Source organism: Mesocryomonas lacus (genome assembly GCF_055730135.2).
This window is the reverse complement of the sequence record NZ_JBUZWE020000012.1, coordinates 157,810-178,633: the sequence shown is the minus strand read 5'-3', so window position 1 is coordinate 178,633 and position 20,824 is coordinate 157,810. Positions and strand designations below refer to the sequence as shown.

Genomic DNA, 20,824 nt, shown 5'->3' with positions numbered 1-20,824 from the left:
CGACGCCGAGGCGACAATCCTGCCGATGGTCCGCAGGCGGCGAAGCGGAACTGTCAGCCCGATGGTCGCTTGTTTCAGTCAACAAGGAGACACGCCATGTCCGACATCAAGCCCGATCCGCTGCATCCTGCCCCGACCGGCGACGTCATCACCGACCATCTCGTCGAGGATGGCCTCCTGGAGGAGATCGCGGCCGTCGACGAGGAAACGATCGAGGCCGCCGAAGCGGAAGATGCCGCCGCGACCGAAAATTCCGGTTCGACGGAGCAGGACGACCTCAAGCGCCTGGAGCGCGACGAGTTGCAGCGCCGCGACCCCGCCGTGGACGACCTCCCCGACCGCGCCTTTGACCGGATCACGCCAGGCGTCTGATCGCCCAAAGGACGCAGATCCCGCTGGCCCGCAACAGGCGCCGGCGGGGCGCCGCCTCGGCCACGTCGTGTACGGGAAACCCGTCGACACTTCCTTTAAGAACCAGCACGGCGGCTCCCTTCTCGTCGGCTGGGTGCGCTTAAACATCGGGCCGCATTCGGCCGGGCTAAGCGGCAAGAAGCCGTTCATTCAGCCGAGCCTTTTCCGAACGACGCACCATCGTATTCACCAAAGATGTGAGCCGTCTATTTAAAGTATTAGCTAGCTAATAACTCGGCAGTCCGGCGTTAATATTAGCTAGCTTCTTTCATTTATCGATTGCGTTAGAGTTTTATTCAAACCCGTCTTCTACTCCATAAGTACAGCAGCGAAAGACCGGCGCATCCGGCAGTCGCCTGGCATGATGCCGATGTTGTAGGCGGTTTATCCGCCATGTCCCTCGATTCTCGCGTTCGGGACTACTTCACATGACTTCCATCAACTTCAATTCTTCCGCCACCACCGCCCTGCGCACCTTGCAGCAGACGAATTCAGCGCTCGAAACCTCGCAGAACCGCGTCTCGACCGGCCTGAAGATCGGCGAAGCCAAGGACAACGCCGCCTACTGGTCGATCGCGACTTCGCTTAAGTCGGATAACAAGGCGCTGAACACGGTCAAGGACTCCCTGAACCTCGGCGCTGGTGCCGTCGATACTGCCTATCAGGGCATGAAGAACGTTTTGAGCGTTCTCGACGAGATCAAGTCGAAGATTACCGCGGCCAGCGGCACTGCCGCGAGCACGACTTCGATCCAGCTCGAGATCGATCAGCTACTGAACCAGTTGACGGCCTACACCGACGCATCGACCTTCGCGGGTGAAAACTGGCTCGCCGGGGCACCCACAGCCGCCGTCGACAAGAATATTGTTTCGGGGTTTACGCGCACTGGCGACACAATCAAGCTGACAAATATTACAGTCAAGACCTCAGACATGAACATGACAACTATTTTGGGAGTTGCCACCGGCACAACAACGCAGGTATATTCCGTAAAAGTCACTCCAAGTGTAACCGGGACCACAACTACCAACGCTGATTTTGAGGTCGAGCTCCAGAAGGTCGAAACCGCGATCGGTTTGGTGAAGAAGCAGGCCGCGACCCTCGGAGCCATCGCTTCCCGGATCGACCTGCAGACAAGCTTCGTCTCGACCCTTGTCGACACCATCGACAAGGGCGTCTCGGGCCTCATCGACGCAGATCTCTCCGAAGAGTCGACCCGCCTGCAGGCGCTGCAGACCAAGCAGCAGCTGGGCATCCAGGCGCTGTCGATCGCCAACACCTCGACGCAGAACATCCTGTCGCTGTTCCGCAGCTAATCTAAGGTATACACCTCGATCAGCGCACCCCTCGTCCGCACGGACGGGGGGTGTTTTCGTTTGAAGCCTTGGCTCTTGGCGTCGGCGCCGTACGCCGCGATATGGATCGCCTCGCGCAAGCCCCGCATGCGAGGCGTGCGGCATCTGTCAGGAGATTTCCATGGTTTCGCACGATACTTTCGTCACCACCCGCTTCCGCACGCTCGGCTATGCCGGCGCCGCGCTGTTCACGGTCTGCCCGCCGGCGTTCTTCTATGAGTGCTATCTCATCTTCTACACGACGGCCGTCGAGGAGAACCCCACGATCGGCCTGTTCGCCGCAGCCGCGCTGCTGCTGTCCTTCGCCAGCGTGCCGATGATGCTGGTCGGCCGCCGCCGCCGCTATTCCGGCGCCGCCTCGCTCGCCGCCATCGAGCCCGGCGTGCTCTGATCCGGACTGCCGAACGGGTAGCCGGTGGCGGCGATGCCATCGGCCACTGTGCGGCGTTCGATCCCCCGGAATAACTGTTCCGATCGCGGGCGGGATGCTGTAGCGAGGTCGCCAACGCGACGTCGCGGGCAAGTCGCCCGCCATCACCCTCCGGAGGCGTGCCTGATGGCCGAGAAGACCCTCTACATCGTCCAGCAGTTCGAGATGATGGGCAAGAAGCTCGTCGCCGGACGGGTGATGGAGTTCAAGACGGCCGACGAGGCCATTGCCCGCGCCGACCGCGATGCCAGCCGCATGGCGGGCGTCGTGGCGCTGGCCCAGACCATTGACCTCGACACCGACGAGGTGGTCGAGACGCCGGAGATTCTTGCCCGGCACGGTACCCTCCCGCAGGAGTTCCGGGAAGAATGAGCCGCCGCATGATGTTCGTGCTGGCGGTCTCGGCGCTGGCGGGCCTCGGCATCGCCTTCATGCTGGGCGAGCGCCATACCGCCGAACCGGTCGGCTCGGCACAGACGCCAGCAGGCGATCCGGCCGCAAATCCGGCGGACGACATGGCAAAAGCGATCCGGAAGGCGATCGAGGGCGGGAAGTAAATCCCGCTAAAGCTTTTGCCGCGGGAAATGCTGCGTCAACCATCGTTGGCAGCGCAACGCAGCACGGCGGAACCAAAAAGGCTCGGCATGGTTCCGGCAGCATTCCAATGGAGTGCATCCGCATGCGTACCCCCGCCGCCCTCTTCGCCTTCTCGCTGTTGATGACCACCGGCGCCCTCGCCGTCGCGCCCGAGGCGCCCCCGGCCAATGCCGCGAAGCTCTCCGACATCGTCGCCAAGGTGGAGACCCGTCCGGAGTTCTCGTTCATCGATCAGGTCAGCTATTCCGGCGGCGTTTATCAGATCGTCTTCTATATGAAGGACGGCGCTGAGGTGCGGATGGAATACGACGTGCGAACCGGCAACCCCATCGTGCCGAAGGTCGCAACCTCGACCGCACCAGCCCAGTAAAGCGCCTCGGCGTTTACTGAAGATTCTGATCAACCGTCCCGCTCACGCGGGACGGCTGTTGTTTTTGAGGAAGTCGGCGAGGAGCAGGTCTCACTCTACCGACCGTCCTTATCTGCCAGAACGTGGTCAGGCAGGCTTGGTCGGCTCGCTCGGGGCTTCCGCGCCCTCGTCAAGATCGTCGTCCTCGCCGAAGGGATAGCCCTTGATGATGTCCTCGACGTCATCGGTGATCTCGTCCAGGAACTCGATCGCGCCTTCTTCGTCGTCGGCGCCCTGGGTGACCAGCATGGCCAGCTGGATCTTGAGGACGTCGGCGACCTCGGTCAGTTCGAGACCCTGGAACAGCGTCGAGATCTTCTCGGAAATCGCGTGCTTGTCCGCTTCACTCAGCATCTCTCTACTCCTTGCTAGCTTTGCGGGCGGCAGAAAGGCGACACGGGACCTGGATGATCATCGTGGCACCTTCCCCTTCGCGCCTACCCGCCGTGGTCGATCCGCTATCCCTGCCATGCCCCGCTTTGACCGTCGAGACGTGAACGTGATGACGCTGCTTTATCTGTCGTTTGTGAACATGCTGTGCTTCGCCGCCTTCGGCTTGGACAAGGCGTCGGCCAGAGCGGGCCGGCAGCGTATCCCCGAACGCACGCTGCTTCTCCTCGCCCTTGCCGGAGGCAGCGGCGGTGCGCTTCTGGCCAGCAGCGTCTTTCGCCACAAGACACAGAAACAACCGTTCCGAAACCGGCTTCTCGGGATCGCCGGCCTTCAAGTCCTCGCATTTCTGCTTTTCGTTACGGGCGTCCTGCCGGCGTGATGATCGCAAAACATCGGCTTTCGCCGGGAACCAAATCGAGGATGACGGGATTCGCAAATGACCCGCAAAGAAAAGGAGGCTTACATGACAGCGACGGAAACGCTCGGCGCCTACGAGGCAGGCTTGATCACCGAGGCGGAAGCCACCGAACAAGCGCTCGTGGATAAGCTTGATCAGCTTTACGTGCAGGCTGAAGGCCGACCCCGTAATGCAGCAAACGCTTCAAGCGCGTCCCGCAACATCGATCATCGCGCCGGTTATCGCTAAAACCAGCGTGGGCGGACCCTATGCGGGATGCGTCGTCTCACACCCCGCAGCGATTTCAAAACCGGCATCGCCCGACAGGTCGCCAACCGCCGATCAAGTCAGCGTTGCACACCAGACGGCGGCGTAGTGAATCGCCGCCGCGACGAGAACGAACCCATGCCAGATCGCGTTCTGAAAGCGTAGATTTTCCCAAAGGTGAAAGATCACGCCGAGCGAGTAGACGAGACCACCGGCAACGATCAACCAGATGACAGTCGGCGAGAGCCGTCCGATCAGGCTGTTGTAGGTCGCTACGCCGCTCCAGCCCATCCCGAGATACAGCGCGATCGAAAGCCGGTCATATTGTCCGGGACGCAGGAGTTTCAGCCCGACGCCGGCGATGGCGATGGCCCAGACCCCCGACAGCATCCACCAAGTGCTCATCTTCACCATGAAGGGCGTATAGGTACCGGCGATCAGCAGGTAGATCGCCGAGTGATCGATCCGCCTCAGCCACCATTTGGTCTTCGACACAGGCCAAATGTTGTAGATTGCCGAGGCGCTGATCGAGATCATCAGCGTCGAGAGATAGAGCGCGACCGCCCCGGCATAGGCGGGATCGCCTGCGTCCACCAGGAACGCCGCGAAGACCACCGTCCCCACTGCGGCGAGGATCAGCCCGACCACGTGGACGACGCCATCTGCCCAGAGTTCTCCGGCCGAATATCGCCATGTCACTTCGCCGAGGTGGCGGCTCTCCTGCTGCATGCGCTGATCGCTCCCGTCTGGAACCAATGGGCCGCGCCCGCCACCTCTTTCCCATGCCCGTCGGCGCAGGCGCTCGTTAGAAGATCAGCTTGAACACACCCATCACGACCAGCAAGCCGATGATGAAGATGATGGCGACGACGATTCCGAGAAATTTCAGCACAGGATTCTCCTTGTTTCCAGTGAAGCCAACCTCATCACCACGTAGGCGACGAGAATCGGCTCTGGCAGTCGGAGGTAACATTCCGATCCGCCAACCAGAAATGACTGACGTCTCTCGGCGTTCCGGTCGGCGGCACAACGGTTTGTCTGCCGTCTGCCAACACGCTGTCACGTACGAAACCGGACGTTCGAGCACTCGCAAAGATTGGTGGGCAACTGCCGCCGATCGAAATCGTTAAGGCTTCCGGAACGCCAGCGTTCCGAACAACGGCACAAATGCCTCGGCGGCCCATTGGCCGAAACTCTTCCGGAAAGCGAATTATGACCGAAAAGGAATCCCCTGCCGTACTGGCCGGCCATCAGTATTTTCGCGAGACACCGATGCGCGCCGAAAAAGGCTCGGCCATGTCGATGATCGCGGCGGACGCCGACAAGACGCGCGCGAAAAACGATCGGCTGAAGGCTGCCCGGATCGCCCGCGATGAAGCCGAGCAACTGGCCGCTGAGGCCGTCGTAGCGGTGCCTGTCAAACGCAAGCGGAAGACCGCAGCCGCCGCCGAGGCATCCCCCGCGAACTGACCGCGGTGCCATTAGCAGCAGCGGCCATGCAGTCTGCTGTCCAATTGGGATATCATTCTAAATGTGCGTAGTCCCAATGCGGCGGCTTCCACCGTACGGTCGAAGGTCGGCTTCGTAAGCCCCATCCGATCGCATTTCGGCTCAACTAGGATCCGAAAACCACACGCCAGACATCCAAAAGACGTCCCGATAGCTTAATTTTTTGCGTCATGGAAAGGCGGGTAAAGCGGTTTTATAACCGGAAAAGGCGCTATTCTTCGTCACGACGGGTTTAAGGCGGCATTTCTCGGTGAGGATGGGGTTGAATTATGGCGATCATTTCCGCATGGTCCCCTCGCTTGGACAGGTGTCCGAGATAAATAGGATAGGTAGTTATGGCCCAGACTGGCACAGTGAAGTTCTTCAACGCGGACAAGGGCTTCGGCTTCATCACCCCCGACAACGGCGGCGCAGACGTTTTCGTCCACATCTCGGACGTCGAGCGCTCCGGCATGTCGTCCTTGTCCGACAACCAGAAGGTTTCCTTCGAATCCCAGCCCGATCCGCGCGGCAAGGGCCCGAAGGCTATCAATCTTCAGCAGGTCTGAGCCTAGCTTCAGCACACAGCAAAACGGGCCTCGCTTCGGCGGGGCCTTTTTTTGTCTGCCGTTTCGCGCTCGATCGGGATGAGCCGTGAAGATCGCCACCTTCAATATCAATAACGTCAACCGCCGACTGCCGAACCTCCTGACCTGGCTCGGCGAGGCAGAGCCTGACATCGTCTGCCTGCAGGAACTGAAGGCGGTGCAGAAGGACTTCCCACAAGACGCGCTGCGCGACCTTGGCTACCACGCGGTCTGGAACGGGCAGAAGCAGTGGAACGGCGTCGCCCTTCTCGTGCGTGGCAAGGAACCTGTGCTCACCCGCAACGTCCTGCCGGGCGACGATGCCGACCGGGAGAGCCGCTACATTGAAGCCGCCTGCCGCGGGCTGCTCGTAGCCTCGCTCTATCTGCCGAACGGAAATCCCCAGCCCGGCCCGAAGTTCGAGGCAAAACTCGCCTGGTTCGAGCGGTTGATCGACCATGCCGCAAGCCTGATGGAGACCGGCCTGCCGATCGTCCTGGCCGGCGATTTCAATGTCGTCCCGACAGATTTCGACATCTACAAGACGTCGTCGCTGGCGACCAATGCGCTGGTGCAGCCCGAAAGCCGATCCGCCTATCAACGTCTCCTGTCGCAGGGATGGACCGACGCCCTAAGAACCCGACACCCGGATCTGCCGCTCTACACGTTCTGGGACTACCAGCGCGGGCGATGGGGGCGAGATGCCGGCATGCGGCTCGACCACATCCTGCTGAGCCCCTCGCTAAAGAACCAGCTCGAAGACGCCGGCGTCGATCGCGCCGTTCGGGGACTGGAAGGCGCCAGCGATCATGCTCCGGCCTGGGTGACGCTCGGCTGATCGTTTCTAGCGGTTCAGCATCCGATGCCGCGCCGAGGAGCGGACAGGAATGCTTACCAGCCATCAGGCAAAAAAAAGCCCACCGACCGAAGTCAGCGGGCTGAGTCTATGCAAAGGATCTGGGAGGAAACGTTTGCAAAGCAATAAAAGCCTTTTGCAGTGCACACCGCCATACCCTTTCGCGCATAGCTGCCATGCATCCTCGCAAGATGGCGGCAAGCCTATGTTCTCAAACGAATTTCAAGACGGTGTTTCCGGCGATCTGGCGCTTTGGAACCTTTGAACCAACCCGCGCTTGATTCGACATCCTCTCTCGTTTGAAGGAAATCGCATGTCCGACATCCAGCCCAACATCATCGACCCGACTGGCCCAGCGCCCGATTCGAATCCCGACGGCGATCCACGTCCGGATGATATTCGCGAGCCCAATGAGGATTCGCCGCCCATCGAACCGGATCCCGAGGAGAGCGGTCACGACCTGCCGAACATCCGGCATGCATCGCCACAGTGACGCCGGCTTGCATCTATGCTGAGCATGGCGCGTTAGTGGGGGAACCATCACAGGAGAATTCCCATGGCTGACGTCACTGCGATCAAAGAACATATGGAAGTCATCGGCGCCGATGGTGCGCATGTCGGCAAGGTAGACCGCGTCGTCGGCGAGCGAATCAAGCTCACTAAACAGGACAGCGGCGAAGGCGCCCACAAGGGTCATCACCACTTCATCTCGATCGGCCTCGTCGCTGACGTAGAGGGCAACCAGGTTCGCCTTTCGGCCAATGGCGACGTCGCCGTGACGTTCGAGGAAGAAGAAAGCGGCCAGCCGACTTAACCGCGTCTGGCGTCATCGACGAATTCGGTGTCGCCAAGAGAATTTTACGCTGCGAAAGGCCCACTTCGGTGGGCTTTTTTTGTTCGTGCAGGAGGGTTTGGCGCTGCGGCCTTCCGGCGGATAACTCGGTACCGCGGGATTTCCTGGCTATCTCTTTCGTTCGGAGTGCGTAGATTGCCGCCGTTGCGACCTGTCGCCAGCCATCAGTGAGCATGAACGCCATGAAGCGCGACGCATCGTCCATTGCTTTCCTCGCGAGCGAAACCGAGCCGGCACAGGACGCCGCCCGCGAACTGATCTCGATCTACGGAAACGTCCCGCCCGAGAAGGCCGACATCGTCGTCGCGCTGGGCGGCGATGGCTTCATGCTGCAGACCTTGCACGGCTTCATGGGCACCAACGTCCCGATCTACGGGATGAACCAGGGCACTGTCGGCTTTCTGATGAACGAATTCCGGGCGGAGGGCCTGCGTGAGCGGCTGACGGCTGCGACCGAGAACAAGATCCGACCGCTTGAGATGATGGCCGTTGACAGCGATGGCGTCGAACATACCGCTCTCGCAATCAACGAGGTCTCGATCTTCCGCCAATCCTACCAGGCTGCCCGTCTGAAGATCGTCATCGACGGGCAGGTCCGGATGGAAGAACTGATCTGCGACGGCGTGATGGTGGCGACGCCGACCGGGTCGACCGCCTACAATCTCTCGGCCCAAGGCCCGATCATTCCGCTGGATGCGCCCTTGCTGGCGCTGACGCCCGTCAGCGCGTTCCGCCCCCGCCGGTGGCGCGGTGCCCTCCTGCCGAATCACCAGACCGTGGTCATCGAGACGCTGGAACCGGAGAAGCGTCCGGTGAACGCAGTAGCCGATCATACCGAGGTGAAGTCGGTGGTGCAGGTGACGATCCGGATCTCGCGCCACGCCCGCAGCCTGATCCTCTTCGACCAGGACCATTCCGGCGACGAGCGGATTCTGGCGGAGCAGTTTCGCTACTGATCAGCCTGAGCGCCGCGCCCGTCGGTGCGTCAGGCCGCCAGCATCCGCTCGGCCTGATAGCGCGCATGGTGGCGGCTGCTCTCGCCTTCCAGCCTGTGAAGCAAGGTCGTCAGGGCCGCGAACCCGGTGGCGTCCTGGCGCGCCTCGTGGATAGCGCAGAGCCGCGCCATCACCTCGGCGGTCACGCTCCCGACATCCGGAGAGGCATGACGCGCAATCGCCTGCTTCCAGACCTGGATCGCCGTCCGCAACAAGGGTGCTGCCGCCTGAACGAGCCCACAGCTTGTCACCAGCGCGGCAAAGGCTGCCTCGCGGCCATCGACGACGATGGCCCTGACACGCCGCTCGGTCAGGCCCGACAGCGAGACCAGCGCGGCGGCGAAGAGATCGATGTTTCCCGCGCAGACGATGCGGATGAGGAAGGCGGTGGTCAGTTGCCCAGACAGCCGGAGATGCTCGACAAGGGCGGGCAATTCTGCCGGCGGCACGGAGAGAGCGAGCGAGGCGGTCGCCCTCTCGCAAGCTTCCGACACTAGCACCTGCGCGCGCGCGTCGCCGAGCGTCCGGCGCACCATGGTGGAGCCGGCCAATGCCTGGCCAAGGTGCAGGATCAGCGTCTGACGCACATCGACCGGCGTATCGCTCCGCTGCAGCTGCAAGGTGCGCACCTCGGCATCGGCGCCGTGCCGCTCGGCAATCCGGCGGTGGCTGACGCCGGCGATCACGGCGCCGGTGTTGGCGAGAAGCGTCGCGCAGGCGCTGCGGCCGCCGATCTCGGCGATGGCCGCGGCTAGGCGGACGGAGACTGCGGCACGGCCGGCGATCGCCGTCTGCAGCCGCTTGCCGCCGGCGGCAGCCAGATCGATCAGGTCGAGATCGGTCAGCACGGGCGAAAGGCTGGCGACGAGGCAGCCGATTTCCTCGTTGTCCGCGCCGAGCGCGCGTATGATGGTCGCCGGTGCGTTGTCGGATGCGGCAATAGCCTCAGCCAGCGCGAGCCGGACTTTCGGCGAGGGATCCTCGAGGACGAACGTCATCGCCGCAACCGTGGCCGGGCGATCGGCAGCTGCGACCTCGCCCTCCGCCAGAGCCCGGCCGAGCATCGCCACCCCTTCCGCGCGCTCGCGGGTGGTGGCGGTTTCGCACCATTTGACGAAACGCTGCACGATCATGTGGCAAGGGCCCTGGACGGTTCTCGATCTGTCGGGGCCACTCTGACGGTCAATGGTTTAGGATTCGTTCACCATCTCCCTTATCACCGGATTCACCATGTGGCCGCGACCAGAGCGCCGGCCGAGGCAAGGAGGCTTATAGGTCGCTCGCATCCGGCCGCTTCGGACGCGGCATCTGGAACACCGGGCCGGCGCCGGCATAGTCGAGGTAGCCGAGCCGGCTGAGAGGCTGCGCGAGCGCGGTATCGATCATCCCGTCGACGAGGATCGATGGGTCGATGTGGATGCCAACGACTTCGCCGATCACCATGACGTTCTCCGATGGCTGACCATCGAGGCCCTTCGGCCAGAACCATTCGGTGACCTTGCACTCCAGCGCGGCCGGGCTCTCCGCAACGCGCGGCGCTGCGACGATCTCGCAGGCCGCCTCGGTGAGACCCGCGATCGCGAACTCGCTGACGCCGCGGGGCGCCGGCGCCGAGCTGCGCACCAAGGCGGCCGCCAAGGTCGTCGTCGCGAGGTTCGCGACGAATTCCCCACTCTCGATCGCAAAGGCCGCGCTGTCCTTCATGCCTGCGGACGAGAACATCACCAGCTTCGGCCCGTCGGAGACGGCGTTGAAGAAGCTGTAGGGCGCGAGATTGACGGCGCCGTCTTTCGAGCGCGTCGAGATCCAGCCGATCGGCCGCGGCGAGACGATCGCCTTGAACGGGTCGTGCGGAAGGCCGTGCTGGTTGGTGTCGGTGCGGTAGAACATGGCTCAGATCCCTGCCGGCGCGATGGCCTCGGTGACGATATCGGCGAGCGCCGGCCGCGGACGGTCGACAGGTGGCGTCGTGGGTGTTCCGATGTGGATGAAGCCGACGGTCTTTTCCGCCGGCGAGATGCCGAGGATGGCCTTGGCCGCATCGTCATAGGCGACCCATTCGCTCACCCAGTTGGCGGCAAAGCCCATCGAATGCGCGGCATGTACGAGGTTCATCGCGGCGGCCCCGGCCGACAGCACCTGTTCCCACTCCGGTATCTTGACGTGGGGCTGGGCGGTCGAGACCACGCCAACAACCAGCGGCGAGCGGCTGAAACGGCCTTCCTCCATGGCCCGGCGCGCGACACTGAGCGGACCGTCGCGCGTCTCAGCAAGATCCGCCAAGGCCTTCCCGATCTTCACCGCGACCTCGCCGCGGTAGAGGATGAACCGCCAGGGCGCGAGCTTGCCATGATCTGGCACCCGCGCGGCGATGGTCAGCATCGCCTCGACCTCGCCGGCGTCGGGCGCCGGAAGGCCGAGGGCCGGGATCGGGATGGAGCGGCGCGATTCGAGGTAGCGCGTGATCTCGGTCATGACAATGTCCCCTGTTCTGCGGCCTGAGCTAGCTCTCGCCAGCCGGAATGCAAAGCCTTTCCCCGCAAATCCTCTCGCTCAGCGAAGGAGATGCAGCGTTCGGCGGAACCACGCCTTGAATTCGGCCATGATCTGCCGTTCAAACAGTCATCATGTTGCGTCATTCCCCCCGCCTCATCCCCTTGCGACCGGCAGCTTGCGCGCTGCTTTGCCTTGCCGTTCTGGCGAGTGCGCCGGCCGTGGCGCAGGAAAGCAATGGCGGCGGCGGCGGCTTTCTCGGCAACGGCTTGAAGGGCATTTTTGGCGGGGGCAGCGGCGGCGACCGGCCGAGCGGCGCCTACGTCTCGCCCGACAGCATTCCGTCCGGTGATGCCTTGCCCCGCACCGGTGCCCGTGCGCTCGAAAAACTCAACCCGATCGCCCTCCCCGACCTCGCCCCGAACCTTGCCAATCCGCGCATCGACCTCCCCGGCCTGCCGGCCTACGCGCCGCGCCAGCTTCCCTCGCTCGACCTCTTGCGCAGCCGCAAGACGCTGGTGCTGGAGGCAAAGCTTGCGGCCGATGGCGCCCCCATCCCGAACGGCCTGATCTGGCGCCTGTTCTCGCCGATCCCCGCGATCGACGGCAAGCTGCCGCTGGTCGCCTCGGCACATGGCGGCACGGCAAGCTTCGAGGTGCCGTCGGGCGCCTATCTGCTGCATGTCGGCTTCGGCCGCGCCGGCATCACCAAGCGGGTGGATTTCGGCGGCGAACAGACCCGGGAGGTGGTGGTGCTCGAAGCCGGGGGCCTGAAGCTGAACGCGGTCGCCGCCGACGACGTGCCGATCCCGCCGGAATCACTGACCTTCGACATCTACAGCGATGCGCCCGAAGAGCGCGACCGGCAGCTGGTGGCCGAGGACATCGCCCCCCGCAAGGTCGTCCAGCTGAATGCCGGCACCTATCACGTCGTCTCGAATTTCGGCTCGGTCAACGCCGTGGTGAAGGCCGACGTCAAGGTGGAGCCGGGCAAGATCACCGACGTGACGCTGCAGCAGCGCGCGGCGCAACTGACGATGAAGCTGGTCCGCGAAAAAGGTGGCGAGGCCATCGCCGACACTGCCTGGTCGATCTCGAACGGCTCGGGCGACGTGATCCGCGAGAGCGTCGGCGCCTTTCCATCGATGGTGCTGGCCGAGGGCGCCTACACGATCGTCGCCAAGAACAAGGATCGCTCCTATCAGCGCGACTTCACCGTCGAGGCCGGCGTCAACACCGACGTCGAAGTGCTGACCTCGGACGTCATGACGGCACCGGACAATAGCCAGGGCTCCGGCGACTGAGCCGATCGCCCAGTGGGAAGCCGGCGGAGCGCGTCGTGTGCGTTGCTCAGGCCTCGAGCAGTGGCGCGAGCACCGGCGTCGCAACACCCGCCAGCGAGAACACCGCGTCGCGCAGTCGCTCGGTCAGAAGCCGGCGGTCGGAAATCCGCGACAGTTCCTCGAATTCCAGGACGTTCCCGACGCTGACCCGGATCGCCCGCCCGTATTGCCGGCGGAACTCGCCGATCAGGAGGCCGATGCGCAGCGTCAGCGACAGGCGGCTGGCGAGATGGAACAGCGGCCCGTTCTGGCCCTCGAAATGGATCGGCAGCACCGCGGCCCGTCCGGTCTGGATCAGGCGGGCGGTAAACTGCTTCCAGGGCAGGTCGTCGGCCGCGCCGAACATGGTCGGCGCCGTCGCGACGCCGCCGGCCGGAAAGACGATGATGGTCGTCCCCTCGGCCAGGAGCCGCGTCGCTTCCTTGCGGGTTTCCATGTTCATCGCCAGCGCCGCCTTGGTCTCCTCGAAGGAGACCGGCAGGCCGTAGGCCGACATTTCCGGGATCTTCATCAGGTCGTTGTTGATGAGGATGCGGAAGGGTCGTCCGAGGCGCTCGGCGAGCGCCAGGATCGCGACGCCGTCACCGATGCCGAAAGGATGATTCGCCACCATCACCAGACGCGCCGGCAGCGCCTCGCCGGCCGGCAGGAAACCGCCGATGTCGAGGCGAATCCGCATCAGGTCGAGCATGGCGTTGAAGGCGTCCTTGCGGCCGGCCGCGAGGTCCTGGCGCCAGACGCCATAGAGGCGTGCGAGCTTGCGCTTGCCGGACAGCTGCTCAATCGACCGGATGGCCCAGCGGCGAAACAGCCGGTCGTCCGGCCGGGCATAGGTCAGTTCCGCATAACGCTTTGTCATCGCCCATCCCCGTGGAGATGTCCGGCTATATCAGCCCGGAGGTGACAGGGATATGACGCCGTTGCACGTGGGTCGTGGACCCGGCCTTGCGGCCGGGTCCACTGCGTTTCAGGCCGCTGTGCTGCGGGCCAGGCGTTCCTCGCGGCTGCGCTTGAGGTCGGGTGCGACCGCCTCGGCGACGAGGTTCTCCACGGTCTCGGCCAGCGTCGCCGACTGCTGGTCCCGCGAGCCGAGACGCCGGATGTTGACCGTCTTCTCCTCCGCCTCGCGCTTGCCGCAGACGAGCATGACCGGGACCTTGGCGAGGCTGTGCTCGCGGACCTTGTAGTTGATCTTCTCGTTGCGGACGTCGAGCTTCACCCGCAGGCCTGCCTCGCGCAGTTGCTGCACGACGTGTTCGGCATAGCCGTCGGCTTCCGAGGTGATCGTGGCGACGACGATCTGCACGGGCGCCATCCAGAGCGGCAGGTGGCCGGCGAAGTTCTCGAGCAGGATGCCGAGGAAGCGCTCCATCGAGCCACAGATCGCCCGGTGGATCATTACCGGGACGGTCTTGTTAGAATCGGCATCGATGTAGAAGGCGCCGAAACGCTCAGGCAGGTTGAAGTCGACCTGCGTCGTGCCGCACTGCCATTCTCGGCCGATCGCGTCCTTCAGCGTGTACTCGAACTTCGGGCCGTAGAAGGCGCCCTCGCCCGGATTGATGCCGGTGGTGATACGCCCGCCCGACTGCTGCTCGATCTCTTCGAGCACGCGCATCATCACGGTCTCGGCCGTATCCCAGAGGTCGTCCGAGCCAACCCGCTTCTCTGGCCGGGTCGACAGCTTGATCATCACGTCCTCGAAGCCGAAGTCGCGGTAGACCGAGAGAATGAGGTCGTTGATGGCAAGGCACTCGGCCGCCATCTGCGCCTCGGTGCAGAAGATGTGGGCGTCGTCCTGGGTGAAGCCGCGCACTCGCATCAGCCCGTGCATTGCGCCGGACGGCTCGTAGCGGTGCACTGCGCCGAACTCCGACAGGCGGATCGGCAGGTCGCGGTACGACTTCAGGCCGTACTTGAAGATCTGCACATGGCCCGGGCAGTTCATTGGCTTCAGGGCGAAGACGCGCTCGTCCTCGGTGTCGTCGCCGGCCGAGGTCGCCGCGAACATGTTCTCGCGGTACCAGCCCCAGTGGCCGGAGATCTCCCAGAGCGACTTATCGAGCAGCTGCGGGGCGTTGACCTCCTGATAGGCGCCGACGAGGCGGCGGCGCATGTAGGCCACAAGCTCCTGGAAGATCGACCAGCCGTTCGGATGCCAGAAGACGACGCCGGGCCCCTCCTCCTGAAAATGGAAGAGATCCATTTCCCGGCCGAGCCGACGGTGGTCGCGCTTCTCCGCCTCTTCCAGCATGTGCAGGTAGTTCTGCATCTGCTCTGCGGTCGCCCAGGCCGTGCCGTAGATGCGCGACAGCATCGGATTGTTGGAATCGCCGCGCCAATAGGCTCCGGCCACCCGCATCAGCTTGAAGTTCTCGCCGATCTGGCCGGTCGAGGCCATGTGCGGCCCGCGGCAGAGATCGAACCAGTCGCCCTGGCTGTAGATCTTGAGGTCCTGCTCCTCGCCGATCGCGTCGATCAGCTCGAGCTTGTAGGTCTCGCCCTTGGCAGCGAACACTTCACGCGCCCTCGCACGGGACCACACGTCCTTCTTGAACGGCGCGTTGCGGCGGATGATCTCCGCCATCTTCTTCTCGATCACCGGCAGGTCGTCGGGGGTGAACGGCACTTCCTTGGCGAAATCGTAGTAGAAACCGTTCTCGATGACCGGGCCGATGGTCACCTGCGTACCCGGCCAGATCTCCTGCACGGCCTCGGCCATGACATGCGCCGCATCGTGGCGGATCAGCTCGAGGGCGCGCGGGTCGTCGCGGGTGACGATCTCGATCTTGCCGCTGGCGCCGACGGGATCGGCGAGGTCGCGCAGCTCGCCCTCGAAGGCGTAGGCCACGGACTTCTTCAGCAGCGATTTGGAAATCCCGCCGGCGATCTCGGCGCCGGTCGTCTCGGCCGTGAACTGGCGAATTGAGCCATCGGGAAAAATGACGTCGATCATCTCTGTTCCTTTCCGCTCACCCCCGCATACCACGCGGGAAAGCCCTGAAGATCGATTGAACTGGACCGGCCTTCAGCCGGAGGTGGCGTCATAGCATCCACCCGCGCCCAGACAAGCGCAGCGGCGAAAATTGCGCTGGCGCTATGCTGCTCTGCCCTAATGGGCCTTCTTCATAATGGGAAGCGTCGCCGCCTACGGCTTTGGCGGCGGAACCAGATCGATCCCCGCACCACCGAAAGGTCCGCATCGGGCGACGCGCCGCGCCGTCAACCAACTCCCTGCGAAGAGCCCATGCCGGGCGACTGCCTCGTAGGCATATTCCGAACAGGTCGGCAGGTGCCGGCAGTTTCCGCCGACGAAGCCGGATAGCGTCAACTGATAAAGTCGGACGAGCCCTGTCCCGAGAAGCCTTGCGGGCGTCCGCTGCCAAGGGCCGGTGTAATTGCGCGACGAGAAATGGCGCCGTGGCGTGGGCGCTTTCCCTTCGCGGATCTCAGGCGCGTCGCTGCACATCAGGCGGAGACTGGGTCACTTGCCGCGGCTTTCGCCGCGATCTGGTCGAGCGCATCGACCACGGCGTCGAAGGTCAAGAGCGTCGAGGCATGTCGCGCCTTGTAGTCGCGCACTGGCTCCAGATACTTCAGATCCTCGAAGCGACCGGTCGGCGGCGTGCCGTTTTCCTTCAGCATCCGCTGCATCTCGAGACGAACGGCGCGCAGTTCGTCTGGCGTCGCGCCGAGAATGCTGTTCGCCATGATCGCGGACGAGGCCTGACCCAGCGCGCAAGCCTTCACCACATGGCCGAATTCGCTGACCACGCCCCCGTCGAGCTTCAGATCGACGATCACCGTGGAGCCGCAAAGCCTCGAATGAGCGGTGGCCGAAGCGTCGGGCGACTCCAGCCGACCGATCCGGCTGATATTGCCGGCATAGTCGAGGATCCGGGCATTGTAGATATCGTCGAGCACGTCTTCGTCCTGCGGATGGTGGTCGGGTGCGGTCTACAAGGCGAAGCCGCTCTGACTATATAGGAGCGCGACCATGATCCCGAAAGATAAAGCCGGCCTTCGTCCCAGACGGGATGTGAAAGCATAATGCAGGAAGCCGGTTCACGAAGACGACCCTTCGATGTAGGGAATGGCGCGGCACGCAGCATGCCGCCCCGTTTGGAACGCCTTGTAGCGAGTATGTGATGGACGCCATCGTCAGGAAGATCGCCGAGGGGCATGCGGAAAAGCGGCACGGCCGTCCGAGCCGCGAGGAAGCGCAGGCCGCGGTGTCCACCTTGATCCGCTGGGCGGGTGACGATCCGAGCCGCGAGGGCCTGATCGAGACGCCGGCGCGCGTGGTGAAATCCTATGAAGAACTCTTCGGCGGATATGCCCAGGATGCGACCGATATTCTCGGCCGCACCTTCGGCGAGGTCGCCGGCTATGACGACGTGGTGCTGGTGCGCGACATTGATTTCCATTCGCACTGCGAACACCACATGGTGCCGATCATCGGCAAGGCGCATGTCGCCTACCTCCCGGCCGGCCGGGTTCTCGGCCTTTCGAAGATCGCCCGCGTCGTCGACATCTTCGCGCGCCGCCTGCAGACGCAGGAGACGATGACCGCGCAGATCGCCTCGACGATCGAGGACGTGCTGAAGCCGCGCGGCGTCGCTGTGATGATCGAGGCCGAGCACATGTGCATGTCGATGCGCGGCATCAAGACGAAGGGCTCGACGACACTTACCACGAGCTTCTTCGGCGTCTTTGCCGATGACGGCACCGAGCGCGTCCGCTTCCTCGACATGATCAGACACCGCTGATGGCGGACTTCCATCCGCCCTTCGACAAGGCCGCCGACCAGGAGGAAGGCGACGTCCTGGCGCCGCGTTTCGACGCGGCCGGGCTGGTCACGGCGGTCGTCACCGACGCGACCTCCGGCACCCTGCTGATGGTGGCGCATATGGACCGGCAGGCGCTCGACCTCACGATTTCGACCGGCATCGCGCATTATTTCAGCCGGTCCCGCCAGAGCCTGTGGAAGAAGGGCGAAACCTCGGGTGCCCTCCAGACCGTCCGGGAGATCAGGGTCGACTGCGATCAGGATGCCGTCTGGCTAAAGGTCGACGTGTCCAAGCCGGAAGAAACCTGCCACACGCACCGCGAGACCTGCTTCTACCGCCGCGTGGATGGTCCCGATGCCAAGCTTACGCTCGTGACGGATCCGTCAACCTGAGACATCTGCGCTGAAACTCGTCCTGATCAGCGATCAGACCGGGTTTGGAATCAGAGAGTTGAAGCACTTTCCCGTTCTCGAGAACGGGCGCTCTCCCCCGCACCACTGCAATTCAGGCCTTTAAAAAGCGGCAAAGCTTTTGCGCTAAGCTGGTTTGATGTCGCTGGCGCGGCGCTCTCCCTCGGGCGTTCCCGAGACGGGGAGCCATGTCGGCGGCGACAGACCACGCGTTCTTCGCGCGCCGCGCGGGACACGTGGCTCTCACACGGCGAACCAGGACCTCATGCAATGTTGGATCGGGTTTTCAGACGTAGCGAACAAAAGCCGCGCAACCCCGCATCGGCCGTCCCCGTGGACCCCGCGCCCCGGACGAAATTCAAGATCGCCCTGGCGCTGGGCGGCGGCGCGGCCCGTGGCTGGGCGCATATCGGCGTCCTGAAGGCGCTTGACGAAGCCGGCATCCACGTCTCGATGATCGCTGGCACCTCGATCGGCGCGCTGGTCGGCGGTTGCTATCTCGCCGGGCGCCTCGACGAACTCGAGGATTTTGCACGCTCGCTCACCCGGCGCGGCCTGGTGCGCTTTCTCGACGTGCGCTTTGGCGGGGCGGGCCTCCTCGGCGGCATGCGGCTGACGCGGCGGCTGATCGAGACGCTGGAGAACGCGCAGATCGAGGATCTCGACCGGCCACTGGTCTGCGTGGCCACCGAAGCCCGCAGCGGCCACGAGGTCTGGCTGGATTCGGGATCGCTGGTCCTTGCCATGCGCGCGTCCTACGCGCTGCCGGGCGTGTTCGAGCCGGTGATGGTCGGCGACCGCCGCCTGGTCGACGGCGCGCTGGTCAATCCGGTGCCGGTCTCGGTCTGCCGCGCCTACGAGGCGCAGCTCGTCGTCGCCGTGAATCTCAACTACGACCTTTTCGGCCGGGCTGCGGTGCTGCGAATGCGGGCGACCCAGCCGGCAATACGGCTGAAGACCACGCCCATGCCGATCGACGAGGAACTGGACCTGCCCGCGCTGGAGGCGATACGCCGGCGCGAGAAGATCGGCATCACCCGCTCGATGGCGGACGCCTTCAACATCGTGCAGGACCGCATCTCGCGGTCGCGCCTCGCCGGTGATCCGCCAGACCTCTCGCTGCAGCCGAAGGTCCGCGATATCGGGCTGTCGGAATTCTATCGCGCGGCCGAGGCGATCCAGTTCGGCTACGAGGAGACGATGCGCCGCCTTCCAGAGATCGAGCGGGTCACCGAGGGCTATGTGCAGAGCTGACGCGTTCCCGGCAGTATCGTCCGCCAGACGGACCTGTCCGCCAGACTGATGCGCTGAAGGCTGAACGCGCCGTCCCGCCCCTAGCCTGCTGCCGCGATGTAGGTGCGCATGTCCTCGGCCTCGCGCTCGGCATCCTCGATGCGGCGCTTGACGAGATCGCCGATCGAAATGAGACCGATCAGCTTGCCGCGCTCGACCACCGGAATGTGCCGGAAGCGGCCATTGGTCATCAGCTCCATCACCTCGTTTACGGTGGCATTCTCGCCGCAGGTCGTCACCGTCCGCGTCATCACGTCGGCGACGCTCTGCGTCAGGCAGTCCGGACCCTTGGTGCCGATCATCCGCACCACGTCGCGCTCCGACAGGATGCCCGCCAGCTTGCCCTCCGCATCGAGCAGGATCAGCGCGCCGATCCGCCGCGTCGCCAAGGCCTGCGCCGCATCGCCTAGCGTTGCGCCATCGCTGAGGGTGAAGACGTCGTGGCCCTTCTCTTCCAGGATCTGCTTTACGCTCATGACCATTCCTCCCGTACGGTCGCCCGACCGGATGGTGCGTCACTCTGAAGCGGACCGCAAGCGATCTTGCCGGCGACGACAGCCTGTCAGATGCGGCGACCGAACAGCCCGATCGTCATGAAGCCGAACAGGAACCCGCCGACATGCGCCTCCCAGGCGACCGACGCGCCGCCATCGACAAAGGCCGAATAGCCTGTCGCCGTCAGGATGTTGGTGGCGAGGAAGATCAGGATGAAGAAGAGGATGGTCCGATCCCCGAGCGCCTGGCGGAACGACAGAAGGGGCGCGCGGTCGGCGGGGACGCCCGACCGGCTGATCGAGCCGAGGGCGAAGCGGCAGGCACCGCCCATCAGTGCAGAGACAGTGCCGGATGCACCGATGACCGGCACGATCAGCCCGGTGTTGAAGGCATAGAACGTCGCAGCGCCCGCCACGGCGCCAAGCGCCGAGAAAATGAGGAAGCGTTCCGCGCCAAACCGGCGCGCCACGGGCGTCCCGAAAGCCAGCAGCCAGACGGTGTTGAGCCCGAGATGCGTCCAGTCGCCGTGCAGGAACGCATGGCTGAGCGGCGACCAGATCTCCGCGCCCGGATTGCGGTCGAGGAACAGGCCGCAGGACTCGGCGTAGCAGCCGGGAATGAAAGCGAACTGCGTCAGCACCCAATCGTCGGTTTCCGGTGTCAGTACAAAGCTGCGCAGCGCCTGGACCAGTGCCAGCACGACCAGCAGCAGGAGAACGACGCCCGGCACGTTGAACGCTGGCGGGTTGACCCGCCGGACAGGCGGCTGCGTGTCTTCGTCGAGGGTCAAGTCACATCTCCCGGGCCGCGTGGCGGCTTGGCGGCGGTCCGATAGCCACCTCGCCGGCCCTCTTACCCGCAATCGCCGGAAAAGACAGCAGGCTGCCGATAGCGCTACGAGATCAGAGGACCGAGAGCCAGACCGAGAGTGGAGACGACGCCTTTAAGACTTGCCGCTGACT

Annotated in this window: 30 protein-coding genes; 18 read left to right on the top strand and 12 right to left on the bottom strand. The window is 64.0% G+C overall.

What is annotated here, in order from left to right; all coding sequences use genetic code 11:
- Nucleotides 1-96: 96 nt before the first annotated feature.
- The 6 genes from ACZLZY_RS18975 (at nt 97) to ACZLZY_RS18950 (ending at nt 3,163) form a co-directional block, all read left to right on the top strand.
- The gene (locus tag ACZLZY_RS18975) at nt 97-372 is read left to right on the top strand and encodes a hypothetical protein (protein ID WP_472935127.1); all 276 of its coding nucleotides are present in this window, start codon (nt 97-99) and stop codon (nt 370-372) included.
- 467 nt (nt 373-839) lie between these two features.
- Nucleotides 840-1,727, top strand: coding sequence for a flagellin N-terminal helical domain-containing protein (locus ACZLZY_RS18970; RefSeq protein ID WP_472935126.1), 888 nt, complete (start codon nt 840-842; stop codon nt 1,725-1,727).
- A 160-nt stretch (nt 1,728-1,887) separates the two neighbouring features.
- A complete protein-coding gene (locus ACZLZY_RS18965; protein ID WP_472935125.1) occupies nt 1,888-2,157 on the top strand; it encodes a hypothetical protein in 270 nt (89 codons plus the stop codon).
- A 165-nt stretch (nt 2,158-2,322) separates the two neighbouring features.
- Nucleotides 2,323-2,568, top strand: coding sequence for a hypothetical protein (locus tag ACZLZY_RS18960; RefSeq protein ID WP_472935124.1), 246 nt, complete (start codon nt 2,323-2,325; stop codon nt 2,566-2,568).
- A complete protein-coding gene (locus tag ACZLZY_RS18955) occupies nt 2,565-2,753 on the top strand; it encodes a hypothetical protein (protein WP_472935123.1) in 189 nt (62 codons plus the stop codon). Before ACZLZY_RS18960 ends, ACZLZY_RS18955 begins: the two co-directional genes overlap by 4 nt.
- Nucleotides 2,754-2,875: 122 nt before the next feature.
- Nucleotides 2,876-3,163 carry a PepSY domain-containing protein gene (locus ACZLZY_RS18950; protein WP_472935122.1) on the top strand — a complete coding sequence of 96 codons (288 nt, stop codon included), beginning with the start codon at nt 2,876-2,878 and terminating at the stop codon, nt 3,161-3,163.
- A gap of 126 nt (nt 3,164-3,289) precedes the next feature.
- Here the strand turns inward: ACZLZY_RS18950 and ACZLZY_RS18945 are convergent, their stop codons facing one another.
- Nucleotides 3,290-3,556 (bottom strand): hypothetical protein, encoded by a 267-nt coding sequence (locus ACZLZY_RS18945; protein ID WP_472935121.1) that lies wholly within the window; start codon nt 3,554-3,556, stop codon nt 3,290-3,292.
- Nucleotides 3,557-3,704: 148 nt separating this feature from the next.
- Between ACZLZY_RS18945 and ACZLZY_RS18940 the strand changes: the two genes are divergently transcribed.
- Together ACZLZY_RS18940 and ACZLZY_RS18935 are read left to right on the top strand one after the other, a co-directional pair.
- Nucleotides 3,705-3,974: a DUF1294 domain-containing protein gene (locus tag ACZLZY_RS18940; RefSeq protein WP_472935120.1), complete on the top strand. Its 270-nt coding sequence runs from the start codon at nt 3,705-3,707 to the stop codon at nt 3,972-3,974.
- A gap of 57 nt (nt 3,975-4,031) precedes the next feature.
- Nucleotides 4,032-4,241, top strand: coding sequence for a hypothetical protein (locus tag ACZLZY_RS18935; RefSeq protein WP_472935119.1), 210 nt, complete (start codon nt 4,032-4,034; stop codon nt 4,239-4,241).
- 93 nt (nt 4,242-4,334) lie between these two features.
- On the opposite strand, the gene trhA is transcribed toward ACZLZY_RS18935, so the two are convergent.
- Together trhA and ACZLZY_RS18925 are read right to left on the bottom strand one after the other, a co-directional pair.
- On the bottom strand, nt 4,335-4,988 hold the full coding sequence (trhA, locus tag ACZLZY_RS18930; protein WP_472935118.1) for a PAQR family membrane homeostasis protein TrhA: 654 nt from the start codon (nt 4,986-4,988) through the stop codon (nt 4,335-4,337).
- Nucleotides 4,989-5,064: 76 nt separating this feature from the next.
- Nucleotides 5,065-5,232 (bottom strand): small membrane protein YohP, encoded by a 168-nt coding sequence (locus ACZLZY_RS18925; RefSeq protein WP_472935117.1) that lies wholly within the window; start codon nt 5,230-5,232, stop codon nt 5,065-5,067.
- Nucleotides 5,233-5,471: 239 nt separating this feature from the next.
- On the opposite strand from ACZLZY_RS18925, the gene ACZLZY_RS18920 reads away from it, so the two are divergent.
- From ACZLZY_RS18920 to ACZLZY_RS18895, 6 genes are all read left to right on the top strand, one after another.
- Complete coding sequence (locus tag ACZLZY_RS18920) at nt 5,472-5,729, top strand: hypothetical protein (protein WP_472935116.1); 258 nt, start codon at nt 5,472-5,474, stop codon at nt 5,727-5,729.
- Between the two features lie 374 nt (nt 5,730-6,103).
- Entirely contained in the window at nt 6,104-6,316 is a 213-nt protein-coding gene (locus tag ACZLZY_RS18915; RefSeq protein WP_472935115.1) for a cold-shock protein, read from the top strand.
- 85 nt (nt 6,317-6,401) lie between these two features.
- Nucleotides 6,402-7,172, top strand: coding sequence for an exodeoxyribonuclease III (locus ACZLZY_RS18910; RefSeq protein WP_472935114.1), 771 nt, complete (start codon nt 6,402-6,404; stop codon nt 7,170-7,172).
- Nucleotides 7,173-7,503: 331 nt separating this feature from the next.
- Complete coding sequence (locus ACZLZY_RS18905; RefSeq protein ID WP_472935113.1) at nt 7,504-7,683, top strand: hypothetical protein; 180 nt, start codon at nt 7,504-7,506, stop codon at nt 7,681-7,683.
- Between the two features lie 63 nt (nt 7,684-7,746).
- Nucleotides 7,747-8,004, top strand: a complete 258-nt coding sequence (locus ACZLZY_RS18900) for a DUF2171 domain-containing protein (RefSeq protein ID WP_472935112.1) — start codon at nt 7,747-7,749, stop codon at nt 8,002-8,004.
- Nucleotides 8,005-8,225: 221 nt separating this feature from the next.
- On the top strand, nt 8,226-8,999 hold the full coding sequence (locus tag ACZLZY_RS18895; RefSeq protein ID WP_472935111.1) for an NAD kinase: 774 nt from the start codon (nt 8,226-8,228) through the stop codon (nt 8,997-8,999).
- Nucleotides 9,000-9,028: 29 nt separating this feature from the next.
- Here ACZLZY_RS18895 and ACZLZY_RS18890 read toward each other — a convergent pair whose 3' ends face one another.
- The 3 genes from ACZLZY_RS18890 to ACZLZY_RS18880 form a co-directional block, all read right to left on the bottom strand.
- On the bottom strand, nt 9,029-10,171 hold the full coding sequence (locus ACZLZY_RS18890; protein ID WP_472935110.1) for a DUF2336 domain-containing protein: 1,143 nt from the start codon (nt 10,169-10,171) through the stop codon (nt 9,029-9,031).
- A 136-nt stretch (nt 10,172-10,307) separates the two neighbouring features.
- On the bottom strand, nt 10,308-10,928 hold the full coding sequence (locus ACZLZY_RS18885) for a flavin reductase family protein (protein WP_472935109.1): 621 nt from the start codon (nt 10,926-10,928) through the stop codon (nt 10,308-10,310).
- 3 nt (nt 10,929-10,931) lie between these two features.
- Complete coding sequence (locus ACZLZY_RS18880) at nt 10,932-11,513, bottom strand: nitroreductase family protein (RefSeq protein WP_472935108.1); 582 nt, start codon at nt 11,511-11,513, stop codon at nt 10,932-10,934.
- Between the two features lie 152 nt (nt 11,514-11,665).
- Here ACZLZY_RS18880 and ACZLZY_RS18875 point away from each other — a divergent pair, with 152 nt between their 5' ends.
- Nucleotides 11,666-12,835, top strand: coding sequence for an RgsD C-terminal domain-containing protein (locus ACZLZY_RS18875; RefSeq protein WP_472935107.1), 1,170 nt, complete (start codon nt 11,666-11,668; stop codon nt 12,833-12,835).
- Between the two features lie 46 nt (nt 12,836-12,881).
- On the opposite strand, the gene ACZLZY_RS18870 is transcribed toward ACZLZY_RS18875, so the two are convergent.
- The 4 genes from ACZLZY_RS18870 to ACZLZY_RS18855 form a co-directional block, all read right to left on the bottom strand.
- Entirely contained in the window at nt 12,882-13,733 is an 852-nt protein-coding gene (locus ACZLZY_RS18870) for a lysophospholipid acyltransferase family protein (RefSeq protein WP_472935106.1), read from the bottom strand.
- A 108-nt stretch (nt 13,734-13,841) separates the two neighbouring features.
- Nucleotides 13,842-15,830 (bottom strand): threonine--tRNA ligase, encoded by a 1,989-nt coding sequence (gene thrS, locus ACZLZY_RS18865; RefSeq protein WP_472935105.1) that lies wholly within the window; start codon nt 15,828-15,830, stop codon nt 13,842-13,844.
- Between the two features lie 192 nt (nt 15,831-16,022).
- Nucleotides 16,023-16,343: a membrane protein insertion efficiency factor YidD gene (gene yidD, locus ACZLZY_RS18860; RefSeq protein ID WP_472935104.1), complete on the bottom strand. Its 321-nt coding sequence runs from the start codon at nt 16,341-16,343 to the stop codon at nt 16,023-16,025.
- Nucleotides 16,343-16,798: an iron-sulfur cluster assembly scaffold protein gene (locus tag ACZLZY_RS18855; RefSeq protein WP_472935103.1), complete on the bottom strand. Its 456-nt coding sequence runs from the start codon at nt 16,796-16,798 to the stop codon at nt 16,343-16,345. The genes yidD and ACZLZY_RS18855 overlap by 1 nt, the downstream gene beginning before the upstream one ends.
- Nucleotides 16,799-17,022: 224 nt before the next feature.
- On the opposite strand from ACZLZY_RS18855, the gene folE reads away from it, so the two are divergent.
- The 3 genes from folE to ACZLZY_RS18840 all read left to right on the top strand — a co-directional run bounded on the left by folE (nt 17,023) and on the right by ACZLZY_RS18840 (nt 19,328).
- On the top strand, nt 17,023-17,643 hold the full coding sequence (folE, locus tag ACZLZY_RS18850; RefSeq protein WP_472935102.1) for a GTP cyclohydrolase I FolE: 621 nt from the start codon (nt 17,023-17,025) through the stop codon (nt 17,641-17,643).
- Nucleotides 17,643-18,056, top strand: coding sequence for a phosphoribosyl-AMP cyclohydrolase (gene hisI / locus ACZLZY_RS18845; RefSeq protein WP_472935101.1), 414 nt, complete (start codon nt 17,643-17,645; stop codon nt 18,054-18,056). The genes folE and hisI overlap by 1 nt, the downstream gene beginning before the upstream one ends.
- 288 nt (nt 18,057-18,344) lie before the next feature.
- Nucleotides 18,345-19,328 carry a patatin-like phospholipase family protein gene (locus ACZLZY_RS18840; protein WP_472935100.1) on the top strand — a complete coding sequence of 328 codons (984 nt, stop codon included), beginning with the start codon at nt 18,345-18,347 and terminating at the stop codon, nt 19,326-19,328.
- A gap of 80 nt (nt 19,329-19,408) precedes the next feature.
- Here ACZLZY_RS18840 and ACZLZY_RS18835 read toward each other — a convergent pair whose 3' ends face one another.
- Together ACZLZY_RS18835 and ACZLZY_RS18830 are read right to left on the bottom strand one after the other, a co-directional pair.
- The gene (locus ACZLZY_RS18835) at nt 19,409-19,843 is read right to left on the bottom strand and encodes a CBS domain-containing protein (RefSeq protein ID WP_472935099.1); all 435 of its coding nucleotides are present in this window, start codon (nt 19,841-19,843) and stop codon (nt 19,409-19,411) included.
- A gap of 86 nt (nt 19,844-19,929) precedes the next feature.
- On the bottom strand, nt 19,930-20,652 hold the full coding sequence (locus tag ACZLZY_RS18830) for a rhomboid family intramembrane serine protease (RefSeq protein ID WP_472935098.1): 723 nt from the start codon (nt 20,650-20,652) through the stop codon (nt 19,930-19,932).
- Between the last annotated feature and the right edge of the window lie 172 nt (nt 20,653-20,824).